The organism is Flavobacterium sp. NRK F7, assembly GCF_024054195.1.
Classification (GTDB): domain Bacteria; phylum Bacteroidota; class Bacteroidia; order Flavobacteriales; family Flavobacteriaceae; genus Flavobacterium.
The window spans coordinates 3,199,219-3,212,670 of record NZ_JAMXLB010000001.1; the positions used below are offsets into that span (position 1 = coordinate 3,199,219).

At 32.5% G+C, this 13,452-nt stretch carries 16 protein-coding genes, 3 tRNA genes and 1 riboswitch; of the genes, 7 read left to right on the forward strand and 12 right to left on the reverse strand.

All coding sequences use genetic code 11. The annotated features are described in order from the left end of the window. The first annotated feature begins 1 nt into the window (after position 1). From NHF47_RS14515 to NHF47_RS14525, 3 genes are read left to right on the forward strand one after another with little or no spacing between them, the layout of a single operon-like run. Positions 2–391, forward strand: coding sequence for an RNA-binding S4 domain-containing protein (locus NHF47_RS14515; protein WP_252765607.1), 390 nt, complete (start codon positions 2–4; stop codon positions 389–391). After that, positions 360–956 carry a TPMT family class I SAM-dependent methyltransferase gene (locus NHF47_RS14520; RefSeq protein WP_252765608.1) on the forward strand — a complete coding sequence of 199 codons (597 nt, stop codon included), beginning with the start codon at positions 360–362 and terminating at the stop codon, positions 954–956. The genes NHF47_RS14515 and NHF47_RS14520 overlap by 32 nt, the downstream gene beginning before the upstream one ends. A 5-nt stretch (positions 957–961) precedes the next feature. Then, positions 962–1,456 carry a phosphoribosyltransferase family protein gene (locus NHF47_RS14525; protein ID WP_252765609.1) on the forward strand — a complete coding sequence of 165 codons (495 nt, stop codon included), beginning with the start codon at positions 962–964 and terminating at the stop codon, positions 1,454–1,456. On the opposite strand, the gene NHF47_RS14530 is transcribed toward NHF47_RS14525, so the two are convergent. After that, positions 1,448–1,963: a shikimate kinase gene (locus tag NHF47_RS14530; protein WP_254005721.1), complete on the reverse strand. Its 516-nt coding sequence runs from the start codon at positions 1,961–1,963 to the stop codon at positions 1,448–1,450. The two genes, NHF47_RS14525 and NHF47_RS14530, sit on opposite strands and share 9 nt — an antisense overlap. A gap of 129 nt (positions 1,964–2,092) precedes the next feature. Here NHF47_RS14530 and NHF47_RS14535 point away from each other — a divergent pair. The 3 genes from NHF47_RS14535 to NHF47_RS14545 all read left to right on the forward strand — a co-directional run bounded on the left by NHF47_RS14535 (position 2,093) and on the right by NHF47_RS14545 (position 2,386). After that, positions 2,093–2,165, forward strand: a tRNA-Lys gene (locus tag NHF47_RS14535). A gap of 24 nt (positions 2,166–2,189) precedes the next feature. Next, positions 2,190–2,262, forward strand: a tRNA-Lys gene (locus NHF47_RS14540). Positions 2,263–2,304: 42 nt separating this feature from the next. Further along, positions 2,305–2,386: transfer RNA gene (locus NHF47_RS14545), tRNA-Leu, on the forward strand. 61 nt (positions 2,387–2,447) lie between these two features. Here the strand turns inward: NHF47_RS14545 and NHF47_RS14550 are convergent. The 4 genes from NHF47_RS14550 to NHF47_RS14565 form a co-directional block, all read right to left on the reverse strand. Further along, on the reverse strand, positions 2,448–2,975 hold the full coding sequence (locus NHF47_RS14550) for a DUF4252 domain-containing protein (protein ID WP_252765610.1): 528 nt from the start codon (positions 2,973–2,975) through the stop codon (positions 2,448–2,450). Between the two features lie 80 nt (positions 2,976–3,055). After that, entirely contained in the window at positions 3,056–3,583 is a 528-nt protein-coding gene (locus NHF47_RS14555) for a DUF4252 domain-containing protein (RefSeq protein ID WP_252765611.1), read from the reverse strand. Positions 3,584–3,590: 7 nt separating this feature from the next. Then, positions 3,591–4,028, reverse strand: a complete 438-nt coding sequence (locus NHF47_RS14560) for a hypothetical protein (protein ID WP_252765612.1) — start codon at positions 4,026–4,028, stop codon at positions 3,591–3,593. Further along, positions 4,009–4,524 carry an RNA polymerase sigma factor gene (locus tag NHF47_RS14565; RefSeq protein WP_252765613.1) on the reverse strand — a complete coding sequence of 172 codons (516 nt, stop codon included), beginning with the start codon at positions 4,522–4,524 and terminating at the stop codon, positions 4,009–4,011. Before NHF47_RS14565 ends, NHF47_RS14560 begins: the two co-directional genes overlap by 20 nt. Positions 4,525–4,693: 169 nt before the next feature. Here NHF47_RS14565 and NHF47_RS14570 point away from each other — a divergent pair, with 169 nt between their 5' ends. Beyond that, positions 4,694–6,115, forward strand: coding sequence for a S41 family peptidase (locus tag NHF47_RS14570; RefSeq protein WP_252765614.1), 1,422 nt, complete (start codon positions 4,694–4,696; stop codon positions 6,113–6,115). Positions 6,116–6,175: 60 nt separating this feature from the next. Here NHF47_RS14570 and NHF47_RS14575 read toward each other — a convergent pair whose 3' ends face one another. From NHF47_RS14575 to NHF47_RS14605, 7 genes are all read right to left on the reverse strand, one after another. Further along, on the reverse strand, positions 6,176–8,107 hold the full coding sequence (locus NHF47_RS14575) for a TonB-dependent siderophore receptor (protein ID WP_252765615.1): 1,932 nt from the start codon (positions 8,105–8,107) through the stop codon (positions 6,176–6,178). Positions 8,108–8,186: 79 nt separating this feature from the next. After that, positions 8,187–8,438: riboswitch (cobalamin riboswitch) on the reverse strand. 188 nt (positions 8,439–8,626) lie between these two features. Beyond that, positions 8,627–9,157 (reverse strand): alpha-ribazole phosphatase, encoded by a 531-nt coding sequence (gene cobC / locus NHF47_RS14580; protein WP_252765616.1) that lies wholly within the window; start codon positions 9,155–9,157, stop codon positions 8,627–8,629. After that, positions 9,142–9,924: an adenosylcobinamide-GDP ribazoletransferase gene (locus NHF47_RS14585; protein ID WP_252765617.1), complete on the reverse strand. Its 783-nt coding sequence runs from the start codon at positions 9,922–9,924 to the stop codon at positions 9,142–9,144. Before NHF47_RS14585 ends, cobC begins: the two co-directional genes overlap by 16 nt. 13 nt (positions 9,925–9,937) lie before the next feature. After that, a complete protein-coding gene (cobT, locus tag NHF47_RS14590; protein ID WP_252765618.1) occupies positions 9,938–11,614 on the reverse strand; it encodes a nicotinate-nucleotide--dimethylbenzimidazole phosphoribosyltransferase in 1,677 nt (558 codons plus the stop codon). 214 nt (positions 11,615–11,828) lie between these two features. Further along, a complete protein-coding gene (locus NHF47_RS14595; protein WP_252765619.1) occupies positions 11,829–12,473 on the reverse strand; it encodes a diphthine--ammonia ligase in 645 nt (214 codons plus the stop codon). Positions 12,474–12,478: 5 nt separating this feature from the next. Further along, entirely contained in the window at positions 12,479–12,985 is a 507-nt protein-coding gene (locus tag NHF47_RS14600) for a bifunctional adenosylcobinamide kinase/adenosylcobinamide-phosphate guanylyltransferase (RefSeq protein ID WP_252765620.1), read from the reverse strand. Positions 12,986–13,083: 98 nt separating this feature from the next. Continuing rightward, positions 13,084–13,446 carry a DUF5522 domain-containing protein gene (locus NHF47_RS14605; RefSeq protein ID WP_252765621.1) on the reverse strand — a complete coding sequence of 121 codons (363 nt, stop codon included), beginning with the start codon at positions 13,444–13,446 and terminating at the stop codon, positions 13,084–13,086. Positions 13,447–13,452: the final 6 nt, after the last annotated feature.

The following is a 13,452-nucleotide window of genomic DNA, read 5'->3' on the forward strand; positions in this document are numbered from 1 at the left end:
AATGAGAGTAGATAAATTTTTATGGTGTACGCGATATTTTAAAACACGTAATATGGCTGCAGAAGCTATTAAAAAAGGGCATGTTAGCGTAAACGGTCAAGTAGCTAAAGCTTCAAGAGAAGTGTATGCCACCGATAAAATAGTTTTACGTAAAGACCAAATCAATTATCAATTGACTATTTTAGATATTCCTCAAAGCCGTGTGGGAGCGAAATTAGTTGATGTTTACCGTAAAGACACCACTCCAGATGAAGCGTTTGCTCATTTAGAAATGCTAAAATTAAGCAAAGAATATTACCGTGCTAAAGGAGAAGGTAGACCCACTAAAAAAGATCGAAGAGATATAGACGATTACACTAATGATATTGATTTTGATGATGCTATTGAATAAAGAATATTGGAAAAACAGATATCAGAATGATGATACCGGTTGGGACACAGGTTCAATAACCCAACCTTTGAAAGAATATGTTGATCAAATTACCGATAAAAATTTAAAAATTTTAATTCCAGGAGTAGGTAATGGGCATGAATTTGATTATTTAGTTGAACATGGTTTTACCAATGTTTGGGTGATTGATATTGCTGATCAACCTATTCAAAAACTACAATCTAAATATCCACAATTGATTGAAAAAATTCTATTAGGAGATTTTTTTGCTCACGATTCCCAATATGACATTATCATAGAGCAAACTTTTTTTTGTGCTTTGGATCCAGAAATGAGAAAAAACTATGTCTCTAAAATGCATTCTTTACTTTTTCCCAAAGGAAAAATAGTCGGTTTATTGTTCGATTTCCCTTTAACTCAAGAGGGACCACCATTTGGAGGTAGTAAAGAAGAATACCTATCTCTTTTTTCTGAAAAATTTAGTATCAAAAAAATAGAAAAAGCATATAATTCTATAAAACCTCGTGCTGGTAGAGAACTCTTTTTTATCTTTGAAAAAAAATAACACCCATGCAAAATATCATTTTAACACATCAAGAAATTGAACATAAAATAAAACGTATTAGTTATCAAATTTTTGAAACCTTTGTTGATGAAAAGGAAGTTATTATTGCTGGGATTACAAAAAACGGATATATTCTAGCAGAAAAAATTGCATTTGAGTTAAAAAAAATATCGGATTTAAATGTTATTTTGTGTGAAGTGCATCTCAATAAACAAAATCCGCAGGAAGCAATTACCACTTCGATTTCGAGTTCCGTTTACGCTAATAAATCTATAATTCTAGTGGACGATGTATTAAATTCAGGAACCACTTTAATTTACGGTGTAAAACATTTTTTAGAAGTTCCTTTACGAAAGTTTAAAACTGCCGTTTTAGTTGACCGAAATCATAAAAAATACCCTGTAAAAGCAGATTTTAAAGGATTATCACTCTCTACTTCTTTACAGGAACACATACATGTTGTTTTTGAAGAAGAAAATAGCTATGCCTATTTAAGTTAATCTTTCTTGTAGCTCTTTTACAATTACTTCAACATTCTTAGCATCGATTGAAACCACTTCTTTGGATTGAAGATAATAATAGCTTCTATCAAAAAGATGTTTTTTGATATAGTCATCTAATTCAGCTTCTGTCAAATTAGCGATTAATGGACGATTTTCTTTTTCTTTCAATAATCGATTCGTTAAAGTACTCACAGAACCTTTTAAATAAAACGATTGCACGCTGTTTTGTTGTAAGATTTCATGATTATTTGCATAACATGGAGTTCCTCCACCTAAAGCCAAAATAAAGCTTTCATTATTATTTACAAAATTTCTAAAAAGAATACTTTCAATTTTTCTAAAGTAGATTTCTCCTTTCCTTTTAAAAATATTTTTTATGCTCTCTTTTTCTGTTTCTTCAATGATTTCATCTAAATCATAAAAGGGAATTCCTACAATTTTGGATAATTCTTTACCTATTGTCGATTTACCTGAACCCATATAACCCACTAAAATTATTTTCATGATTTAATAATTCCTTTAAAATTAAGCAGTTAAAAAATAATATTAAAAAAAAGACAAATTTATAAGAAAAAACCATTGGAAAATAAATTTTAGTTAATATATTTGCACCCGCATTCAAGGAAACAAAATGACTTGGTAGCTCAGTTGGTAGAGCACATCACTTTTAATGATGGGGTCCTGGGTTCGAGCCCCAGCCAGGTCACTAATTTTATTCCTTAATGCATTCGACTTGGTAGCTCAGTTGGTAGAGCACATCACTTTTAATGATGGGGTCCTGGGTTCGAGCCCCAGCCAGGTCACTAAAAAAGTTATTCGTTCTTCGAATAGCTTTTTTTGTTTTGGGCCATGTGGAGGAATTGGTAGACTCGCCATCTTGAGGGGGTGGTGTCGCAAGACGTGTCAGTTCGAATCTGATCATGGTCACTTGAAAACATAAAAAAAGTCCCATTAGGGACTTTTTTTATTTATAATTTAATATATTAAATTATCTCATAAAACCTTGTAAAGGCTTTAATTGTTCTAAATCTACCTCAGCTTTTTGGAGAAGCCCCATTAGATTCACAATATAACTTGGATTCATATCATTCCCTAAAATACGCACAACAGCAAAACCTGTTTCTTTTCCCGTTGCAAAAAGTACAAACTCATCAATGTGTTCTTCCTCTCCTACGAAATAAATAGCACCTCCATTACTTCCAGAACCCATTCGCATTAATTCTTGATACTTTTCATCTTTTAAAAGCGACTTTACTTTTTGACTTTCTGTTTGGTATTTTGCATCATTTAAAGAATCTTTCTTAAACGCAATGATGTTCATCTTTTCAAAAGACTGTAAGGCATCTTTATCTTCTTGAGATAAGGTCATTTTTTCTGTATTAATTACCGAAGACCCTAAATCCACAGCAATAAAGTCAGAAGACTCAGAATTTTCAACAAAATATTTTTGTAAACTTGGTTCATTATTACAACTAAATAAGAACAAACTAAGTAGTAACACTATATATGATTTCATTTTTTATAATTTTAAAAGACAACAATGTATTTCATTACAAACACATTGTTATCTGTTATAGCAAAGTTATTGACTACATTTTATTTTTTAGATGCTTTCTTTAATTCTTTACCACCTGGCAAATTCATTTTTTCTGTAAGCGCAGAAATTTCATCTAAATTAAAATTCCCTGTTAACGACAATACAATAGCTTGATTGTCTTTATCACCAGGTGATTCGATAAACATTAATAATTCTTTTACAATATTAGCTGAAGCACCTGATTTTACATAAATATTAACTTTTTTACCATCATCATTTACACGCATTAATTCTTCCAATGGATTTGATTTCAAATAACTGGTTACGGTACTTTTCATATCACCAGCCAATTTAACATCACCTGTCATGAATACTTTTAGATTCTCTAATTTTTTCAACAAATCCATATATTGTTGTGCTTCTGAATCTTTAACATCTACCTTTACTTTACTCATTAACTCAAACATTTTCTTGTTCACTATAACCGTAGTTACATTATCCTTATCTTCATATTTATCAAAAATGGACTGTGAAAAGGTCACCGATGTAAAGGCAATAAATACTATACTTAAAATTAAATTTCTCATTTTCTTTTTATTTAAAAATTGTTTTTGTTGTTTTATCATACTCTTTTAAAATGGCTACACTCTCGACTCCTTGATTCACTTCTTCAGAGAGCATTTCCAATGCTTTTTGTGTTTCTACAAATGCTTCTTCTGGATCGGTATACGTTCCTAAATCAGTATTTGATTCTTCACTATAAAAATAATGCATGGTTCCTAAAAGAACAGCAACTGCCGCTGCAACGCCTATCCATTTCACATACGATTGTTTTTGAGTTTGTAATGGTAGTGCTTTAGTAAATTGCTCACTCTTTTGGTATTCAAAATAGCTAAACAATGGCTTGTACTGAACCAAATGTGGTGCTATTTCATTAGAAGAAAAATAGGCCTTTAATTGTTTTTCTTCTTGGATACTTGAAGTGCCCTCCAAATATTTTTCTATTGCTATTTCAACTGCTTTTAATTCCATAACTATGCTTTTCTAATAACTTCTCTCTAATCGTTTTTCTAGCTCTTGAAAGCGCTACTCTTACTGCTGTTTCATTCATATCGAGAAAAGAAGCTATTTCGTTAAATTCATATTCTTCTACATCTCTCATTTGGATGATTATCTTTTGTTGTTCTGGTAAATCATTAATAATTTTTTCTACCCAGTTCCAACTATCTCTATCTTCAATTTGCTTGTCAATACCAGGAGAATGATCTCCGTAATTACTATGTACTAATTGCAAATTTGATGCCCTTTTTGATTTTAATTGGTCTAAACAATAGTTTTTAGTCATTGTCATTGCTAAGGCTTCAACACTATTGTATTTCTGAAGTCCTTCATTTTTATTCCACAGTCGAACTAAAACTTCTTGCGTGGCATCTTCAGCTTCTTCAATACTAACTAACAACCGTTTAGCTACCCTAAAAATCTTGTCTTTAAAAGGAGATATAATTTGTAAAAACTCCTGTTGTTTCATTTTGATTAGCTTGGTTTAAAGTAAAGACGAATGTAAATTAATTTTGTTACATTAAAAAATAACCCTATTTTTATTTACTATTATTTATGAGCTATGAAAAGGTATCGTTATTGAATAATATTTTATTATTTTAAATGATTACCTCACTATTAATAAACAAATTGTTAGTATGAAAAAGAAAATTGTTTTATTTTCAGGATTGTTATTTTTAGGTATTGCAGTACTAAGCTGCAAAGATGACTTTGATGATTTTCCACAGAGTCGATCTGTAAATGAATTTATATGGAAAGGCTTAAACCAACATTATTATTGGCTAGAAGACTCCCCTGATTTAGCAGACAACCGCTTTGCTTCTGATGGTGATTTTCAAGCATTTTTAAGTACATATTCAGCACCCCAAGATTTATTTGACCATTTATTAGTGGATTCTCAAACCGATCGCTTTAGTGTGCTTTTTTCTGATTACACCCTCTTAGAACAAGCCTTATCAGGAACTCAAAAGAACAATGGAGTAGATTATGAATTGCGTTATAAAAGTGGTAGTACTACAGAAGTTTTTGGTTGGGTAAGGTATATATTACCTAATTCTGATGCAGCTACAAAAAACATCCAAAGAGGTGACATTTTTTATGCTGTTAATGGGACTCCCTTAACCAATACCAATTATAGTAGTTTATTATCTAATGACACCTATACCTTAAATTTAGCCGATTATGATAATGGTAATATTACTCCCAACGGAAATTCGGTGTCGCTTACCAAAACTGCTTTCTCAGAAAATCCTGTTCATATCAAAAAAACGTTTACCATTGGTACTAAAAAAATAGGCTATTTAATGTATAATGGTTTTTATTCGCAGTATGAGTCTGAATTAAATGACGCCTTTGTTTATTTTGCTTCAGAAGGCATTACGCATCTTGTCCTAGATTTGAGATATAATTCTGGTGGTTCTGTAAATACAGCTACTAGACTAGCCAGTATGATTACTGGGCAATTTAACGATGCTATTTTTGCCAAACAACAATGGAATTACAAACTACAAGCTCTTTTTGATCCAGAAGATTTATTAAATCGATTTACCACAACTTTAGGAAATGGAGCTGGTTTACAAAGTTTAAATCTTGATAAATTATATGTCATTACATCTAAAAGAACGGCTTCTGCTAGTGAATTGGTTATAAATGGTTTAGATGCTCATATCAATGTGACCCAAATTGGTGATGCCACTACAGGGAAAAACGTAGGCTCTATTACCGTTTATGATTCCCCAACATTTAGAAAAGAGAATGTTAATCCTACTCATAAATATGCGATGCAACCTATTGTTTTGAAAATTGCAAATAAAAATGATTTTAGTGATTATGTAAATGGATTACCAGCTGATGTGAATCAATTAGAAGATTTAGGGAATTTAGGCGTTTTAGGAGAAACCAGTGATCCGTTATTAGAAACGACTTTAAATTATATTGATACCAATGGACGCTTTAGCATTTCTCAACCAGAACATCAATTTGAATATGTTAAGGACACCAAATCGATACTGCCTTTTAGAGATGAAATGTATTTAGATCAAGTTCCCGATTTCAAGTAATAGAAATAAAAAACGCTCCGAATGGAGCGTTTTTCTTTAACTAAGTTTAAAACAAATGTATTAGAATTGTAAGTTCAATCCTAATTTAAAGTTTCTACCTCTAGTAGAATAACCATATTTTTCTGTAAAATCTATATCTAGTAAATTGGTTACATTCCCAAAGAAAGATACATGCTTATTCAGCTTATAAGAGAGGGTTGAATGTATGGTTTGATACGATTTTAAAACAACCTCATCATTTGAAAAACTTGAGGAATTATAAAATAAATCAATTTTATCATCTGTATATTGATATTGTGCTGTCCAAGTTAATTTTGGAGTTACAGCATAATCAAAACCTGCATTGATTTTGTGTTTGGGTATTAATTGCAGTTGACTTACATTGGTTTCCACCTGAGTAAAGGTATAATTAGCCGTTACCTTTATTTTTTCGAATGGAACATAAGTAAAATTGGATTCGATTCCTTTGGCATTAATTTTATCCTCTATATTTTGATATTGCCCCCAAGGTGCTACATTTAGAGAAATAAAATCAATTTTATTTACTTCTTCTCTATAAAATCCAACAGCATTAATTACGAATTTATTATCAAAAAAACCTTTTTCAAAACCTACTTCAACGGTTTTATCTTCTTCTGGTTTTAAATCTAAATTTCCATAAGCAGAATACAATTGGTACAAAGTAGGAGTAATATAAGCAGTGCTAAAAGAAGATAATACTCTCAACTTGTAATCTTCTAAATAAAAAGAAGGGTTTACATTATAAACTAAATTGCTTCCATATTCGCTGTGAATATTTAAACGCGCACCCGCATTTACATTCAAACCAAAATCACTATTATAAACTGCCGTAAAATAAGGGTCAATTACATTAAATTTAGTCGCTCTATTATCTACTTCACCCCATGCACCTGTTTGATACATATCCATAAATTGCGATTGCACACCTGTAATTAAGTGTATGCCTTCTGATACCTCTAATTTATTTACTAAATCTGCATTCACAGTTCTTGATTTATAATATATTTCATCTAAAGACATGGTCCAAGTGCTATAGGAATCGTAATAACGCTCTAAATTAGCAAAAGCGGTATTCAAATAGATTTCTCCTTTATTGTATTTGTATTGAGGCTTCAAACCAACTCTAACCTGATCTGCTGTATATTTGTTAAATTCAGAATCTTGAAAAGCACCTGCATCATAACTTGATCTGAATTTATCGTAATTTACAAATGATTCTACGTTTAGTTTGTCTGAAGCTTTAAATCCTATTTTTTGATTTAAATTGATTCTAGAAAAAGGATCTCTTTCAAAATTAGTTCCTTTTGCTTCACTAATTCCGTCCACTTCAGTACTATTCAAAGCCGTATTGAAATTAAACTTACTTGTTTTAGCGTTTATTGCAAATCCTTGATTGAACTCTTGCCCATATAAGTTGGTCTTTTCTGTTGTGTTTTGTGTACCAACGTTAAAATAAGCCGTACCACTTAATCCTTTTTTACTTGCTTTTTTCGTAGTAATACTGATAACTCCTGTAGCTGCACCAGAACCATATAAAACACTGGAAGATCCTTTTAACACTTCTATTTTTTCAATTTGTTCTACGGGTAATAATCGTAAATCATAAATAGACGCTATAGATGTGGCATCATTCACCGGATTTCCATCAATTACAATTAAAACCTGACGACTTCTTCCACCTCTAATGTAATATTCTAAGTTTTTACCAGCAGCGCTATTGCTTCCATTAATTTCTAGCCCAGCTACTTGATTTAATACTTGAGCCACAGATTGCCCTTTTCTTGCTTCTAAATCTTTTGCAGAAATTACATCAATAATTTTACCTGATTTTTCTTTTTGTTGTTCAAATTTGGTATCAGAAACAACTACTTCTTTTAAATTGGTTACTTTTAAAGTATCAATTTCTTGTGCATAAGAAAGTGAGGTTAAGAATGCTGCACAAGCACTCCATTTCATAAACGTTGCGTTCATTTTAGTTAATAAATAATTTTTAATAAAAGGGAGAAAAGCACAGAATTTACCCATACTCAAACTTTTTTTCCCGAAAGTTTGTTACTCATTGAATAAAGGCAGGTCTCCTGGCTTGCGTCTTGTTATTGACCTTCCCGTTTCAATTTAGAATGCTGATGTAAAAAACTTTCTAAGTTCTAAACTCTAAATTCTAAATTATCCAACAGTGGTAATGTAGATAATAACAAGCATAGTAGCTTACAGTTGCGGGTACAGCTTAGGTATTTCACCTAATTCCCTTTTAATGTTGTTTCGACTTTTCTAGACAACAACCAAAATTCGCGTGCAAATGTAGGTATTTTTTAACTATTTCCTAAATAAGAAATCAAAATCAATCTTTCTTTTTTATTTATACCAAAGAAAATTGTTTTTTACTTCTTTTTTCTCATTTTTCTAATCAAAAGGACAACTCCAACAATTACATGAAAAGCAATAATGGTATATACGGCTGCCATAAATTCTCTTGAATCTGTATTCATTTTATCTCAATATTATTTTAAAAACTGCACCAAAGTTACACTTATTTTGAAAAGCATCTTGTAACGGTAAATTTTGTTGGTAACATAAAAAACTTCGAATCACACCCGCATGGGTAATAATAATGGCTTTTTTAATATCTTTTCTCTTTAAGTCTTCTATAAAAGAAAGCACTCTTTTGTATAGTAAAACAAATGACTCTCCATTAGGCACTTGAACTGAAACAAAGTCTTCCATCCAATGATTAAGTGGTTCTTTAGGTATTTCATCCCAAGAGTGTAATTCCCAATCTCCAAAATGCATTTCCATGAGACGAGCATCTATTTGAAAATTACCATTTGAAAGAAAATCAGCTAATTGGGTACATCTTTTTAACGGACTTGAAAAAATAGGAATTTTATCTTGTAAAGGAAGTTTTTGTTTTATCTTTTCAAACTCTTGCAAATAAGGCTCTCGTAAAGCTACATCGGCTTGCCCATAACAAATTCCTTTTTCACAGACAGTTTCTGTATGTCTAACTAAATAAATCTCCATATTACTAATAACGAAATATAAAAAACCACTTCACATACTTGTTGGGTAGCACCTAAACAATCTCCTGTATAACCACCAATCCACTTTTTAAAATAGCGTGCTAAATGTCCTCTAAAAGTGAATACAGGTAAAAGAATAAAAACTATCTTATAATTTATAGACACCCAATACACTAAAGGAAGTAAACCCCAAAAAGCCGAACCGACTACTTCTTTCCAAGTAAAGGCTTTGGCAATAGGTTTGCTTTTACTTAGTTCATCTTCCCGAACATAGTCGTGTGTAAAGATAATCGTAGCCGCAGCCCATCGACTCATGGCGTGAGCAGCAATAAAAAGAAACAGAATACGAATTAGATTGGTTTGAGAAGTCAGCACCTCTACAAGCGCAACATATTTTAAAAGCAATAAAAGTAGTATTCCAATGGCACCATAAGCACCAATAGCACTATCTTTCATTATCTTTAATATTTTTTCTTTGGTCCAACCACCACCAAAACCATCACATACATCAGCAAAACCGTCTTCATGAAAGGCTCCTGTTACCAAAATACCAGCTATCATACTTAAGATAACCGATATAGAAACTGACACGATTTGGGAAAACCCATAAAATACAAATCCGGAAATAGTACCAACTATCCATCCAATTAAAGGAAAATAACGTGTGGCTTTGTTTAAATAATCAGGATTGTGCGTTATATTTTTAGGACAAGGAATTCTAGTATAAAACATAACTGCTGTAAAAAATATAGCGATTTCTTTTTTCATTTAAATGTCTAAATTATTTATTACTTACTCCTGCACTTTCAAAACTAGCCATTTCATTTAAGAAGGCTACTGCGGATTGGATGATTGGGTAAGCTACGGCACAACCACTACCCTCACCCAATCGCATTTGTAGCTGCAAAATAGGAGTTACTTGTAAATATTCTAATAATACTTTGTGTGCTTTTTCTTCTGAACAATGACAAAAAATAGCGTTCTCTTTAATAGCTGGGTTCATTTTAAAAGCAATTAAATAGGCTACACTAGAAATAAATCCGTCTACTAAGACGAGCATTTTGTTGTGATAGGCTTGCAACATACCACCCGCCATTTGCAAGATTTCAAAACCACCAAAATAAGTGATAATCGCCTCTAAATCAGTTGTTCCTTTATAGTTTTGAATGGCTTTTGAAAGAATAGCCAACTTACTCTTTAGTTTTTCATTAGCTACTCCTGTTCCTTGGCCAACACAGGCATCAATTGGAAAAGGCGTTAGCATTGCCATCAATATTGAAGCTGTTGAAGTATTACCAATACCCATTTCCCCAAAACCAATACAATTAGAACCATTTGTGTGGATTTGGTTCACCACCTCAGCGCCTCTTTGAAAACACCAATCTTTTTCTTTAGGACTCATGGCTGCCGTGTGTAAAAAGGACTGAGTGCCTTTTGCAATTTTTTTATTTACTAGTTTTGTATTTGTAGGAAAGTCATAATTTACCCCTGCATCTACAATTTCCAAAGCGATATTATGTTGGTTACAAAAAACATTAATTGCGGCACCACCTTCTAAGAAATTCGCAATCATTTGTCGGGTTACTTCTTGCGGATATGCACTAACTCCATGATTGGCAATCCCGTGATCCGCTGCAAAGACTACAATGTGCGGTTCAATTATTTGAGGTGTATCAGTTTCAAAGACTAGTCCTATTTGTAAGGCCAGTTTTTCTAAAAGACCTAATGCTCCTTCTGGTTTGGTTTTCTGATCTATTTTGTATTGCAATTGGTTTTTTAGCGCTTCCTTTGACGATGTGACAACGGTATTCTTAACTCCATTTGTTTGGGGTATAGGTTTGCTATCCTTAATGTGTATTACATTGGCAACCCTACTTTTATCTTTCCAGTGCAATTGTTGGAGCATGGGTTGTTTCCCATAATCGGTAGCGGGTTTACCAATACAAAAATACCCTAATGGCTCGATATGTTCTGGTATATTCAATAAGGTTTTGAAATCATAATAATTTAGAATAGAAACCCAACCCATAGAATAACCTTGTTCCGTTAGGGATAACCAGATATTTTGAGCGGCACATACTGCACTAAACTTAATTGCCTCATTACTTCCTACTGTTCCAATGGTAAAAGCGTTTAAGACCGAACGATCGTAAGCTATCACCATTCCAACAGGAGCTTCCTCAATAGCTTCTAATTTTAGGTTAAGATAGGCTTCTTTTTGAGCTTTGGTATCTGTTGCTTCAGCCGCTTTTTCATGGTATGCTAGAAACAAGGCTTTGATTTGCTTTTTAATTTCAGCTGTTTTGATGATATAATAGCGCGTTGCATCGGTTAACCCAACAGAAGGAGCATGATGTCCTGCTTCAATTGCTTGGTCAAGTACTTCCTCAGGAACGGCATCTCTAGTAAAATGACGGGTATCTCTTCTTGATGTTATAATGTCATATAAATCTCTCATTACTGCTTTTAAAATCTTGTTATGGGTTCTCGATACATTTTTTATTTCATTTCTTTCAATAAAAAACACTCGAACTGACGAGGAATTAACTCTCTATTTTTAATACATAGTAATCTTTGTTTCAATTGTTCTGATACATTTTTTATTTCATTTCTTTCAATAAAAAACACTCGAATTGATGAAAAATCACGATTGTAATTTATCATATCTAATGTTAGTCATTCCAAACTATAAAACAATACTTTTCATAGGTTTTCACTTTAAAACTAGGTAATTGAATTTTATTTTCAAATAAAGGACAATCGATTACTAAGGTATGAAACTCCCCATTTTCTCCACATGGATCAATCCCGTTTTGTTGTAATTCCAAAGCTAATTCTTTGGTAAGTATCTTTCCTAAATACTCTTCTCCCATTTGTAAATTACAAGAAACAATTAGTGTTTCAATCCCGTTATCTATCATTTCATCTACTAAAAGAATCCTCTCTTGTTGCCACAAAGGTAAAAACGCTTTTATGTTGGCCGCAGCACACACCTTTTCTTCCCATTCTCGATGTGGTTCCAAATCAATGTCACCAAAAACGACTCCTTCAATAGCATATTTCTCTTTTATTTGATGTAAAGTAGCAATATAATTTTCTTCGTACTGTGACCATGAGGCTGGCACCGCCACTAAAGGCAAATGCATTTGAGCAGCCTGTTGTTCTAAAATAGCTAACGGTATACCATGCGAGCGTGATACTTTACCGTTTTCATTCATCATATTGAGGAGCGCTGTAGGTTGTAATCCTTGTTGCACTGCTTTCATTAAAGCATAGCAACTGTCTTTACCTCCACTCCACGAACTTAAAACTTTCATGTATTTTATTTTATTGGCACTGGAATTCCAGAAACCATTAAGACTACTTTATCTGCTTTTTTTGCTAAATACTGATTCATCCAACCTTGTAACTCGGTGAATTTTCTTCCTATGTGTGTAGCAGCATGCACTCCCATTCCGATTTCATTCGTAATAATAATGACCGTGATATCTTTTTGTTTCAAGATGAGCTCAATTTCTTTTTTAGCTAGTTCTAGACAAGCCTCTACATCATTTTTAGTATCGACAAAGAAATTGGTTAACCAAAGTGTGACACAATCGATTAGAGCTACTTTTTCAGAAAAATCTATTTCGCTTAAGTGTTTCTCTTTTTCAATGTTAATCCAATGTTCGTCTCTGTCTTTTTGATGACGATCTATTCTTTTTTGAAAATCACCGTCCCAATTTCTAGCGGTAGCTACATACATTGGATTTTCAGATAAAGATAAGGCAAGGTTTTGTCCGTATCCGCTTTTTCCAGAACGTTCCCCTCCTGTTATTAAGTATATCATTTTAGTAATTAGTGATTAGTAGTTAATAATTAGTGACTAGTTGTTTCAGTTGTTGTGTTTTATATTATTTAGTAGGACTCGTAATTCATAATTTCTAATTAATAGGGACAGTGTCTGCATCCATTACCACAGCAAGTACCTCTTTTGAGGTGAAACCATTTGGTAAACACATATTTTCCATTTTCCAGATAGTAGTCAATATCTTCCACTAAATGCGTGGTTTTGGGCAAGTCTTTTGCCTTATTGGTTTTACTATTTTCAGGAGTTATGGTAGCTACATATTCGTTTATTTTTGTAATAGTTGCTTGTTTCAAACAATTGGGACACAAACAGTCGGAATGATTGTCTAGAGAAAAAATAGGCGGTAAATCATTACACCAGCATTTGATTGTTTCTGATAAATTGCCACAATCAAAAGCAGTTTGGCATTGTGCACATGTTTTTTCTCTTACGGTATTCATGTCGTA

Excerpts from the sequence above, each read along its gene's own strand:
- cobC (WP_252765616.1), bottom strand. The coding sequence starts at position 9,157 with ATGGAGATTTATTTAGTTAGACATACAGAAACTGTCTGTGAAAAAGGA.
- NHF47_RS14515 (WP_252765607.1), top strand. The coding sequence starts at position 2 with ATGAGAGTAGATAAATTTTTATGGTGTACGCGATATTTTAAAACACGT.
- NHF47_RS14605 (WP_252765621.1), bottom strand. The coding sequence starts at position 13,446 with ATGAATACCGTAAGAGAAAAAACATGTGCACAATGCCAAACTGCTTTT.
- NHF47_RS14575 (WP_252765615.1), bottom strand. The coding sequence starts at position 8,107 with ATGAACGCAACGTTTATGAAATGGAGTGCTTGTGCAGCATTCTTAACC.
- NHF47_RS14520 (WP_252765608.1), top strand. The coding sequence starts at position 360 with ATGATATTGATTTTGATGATGCTATTGAATAAAGAATATTGGAAAAAC.
- NHF47_RS14570 (WP_252765614.1), top strand. The coding sequence starts at position 4,694 with ATGAAAAAGAAAATTGTTTTATTTTCAGGATTGTTATTTTTAGGTATT.
- NHF47_RS14550 (WP_252765610.1), bottom strand. The coding sequence starts at position 2,975 with ATGAAATCATATATAGTGTTACTACTTAGTTTGTTCTTATTTAGTTGT.
- cobT (WP_252765618.1), bottom strand. The coding sequence starts at position 11,614 with ATGAGAGATTTATATGACATTATAACATCAAGAAGAGATACCCGTCAT.
- NHF47_RS14530 (WP_254005721.1), bottom strand. The coding sequence starts at position 1,963 with ATGAAAATAATTTTAGTGGGTTATATGGGTTCAGGTAAATCGACAATA.
- NHF47_RS14555 (WP_252765611.1), bottom strand. The coding sequence starts at position 3,583 with ATGAGAAATTTAATTTTAAGTATAGTATTTATTGCCTTTACATCGGTG.
- NHF47_RS14595 (WP_252765619.1), bottom strand. The coding sequence starts at position 12,473 with ATGAAAGTTTTAAGTTCGTGGAGTGGAGGTAAAGACAGTTGCTATGCT.
- NHF47_RS14525 (WP_252765609.1), top strand. The coding sequence starts at position 962 with ATGCAAAATATCATTTTAACACATCAAGAAATTGAACATAAAATAAAA.
- NHF47_RS14565 (WP_252765613.1), bottom strand. The coding sequence starts at position 4,524 with ATGAAACAACAGGAGTTTTTACAAATTATATCTCCTTTTAAAGACAAG.
- NHF47_RS14560 (WP_252765612.1), bottom strand. The coding sequence starts at position 4,028 with ATGGAATTAAAAGCAGTTGAAATAGCAATAGAAAAATATTTGGAGGGC.
- NHF47_RS14585 (WP_252765617.1), bottom strand. The coding sequence starts at position 9,924 with ATGAAAAAAGAAATCGCTATATTTTTTACAGCAGTTATGTTTTATACT.
- NHF47_RS14600 (WP_252765620.1), bottom strand. The coding sequence starts at position 12,985 with ATGATATACTTAATAACAGGAGGGGAACGTTCTGGAAAAAGCGGATAC.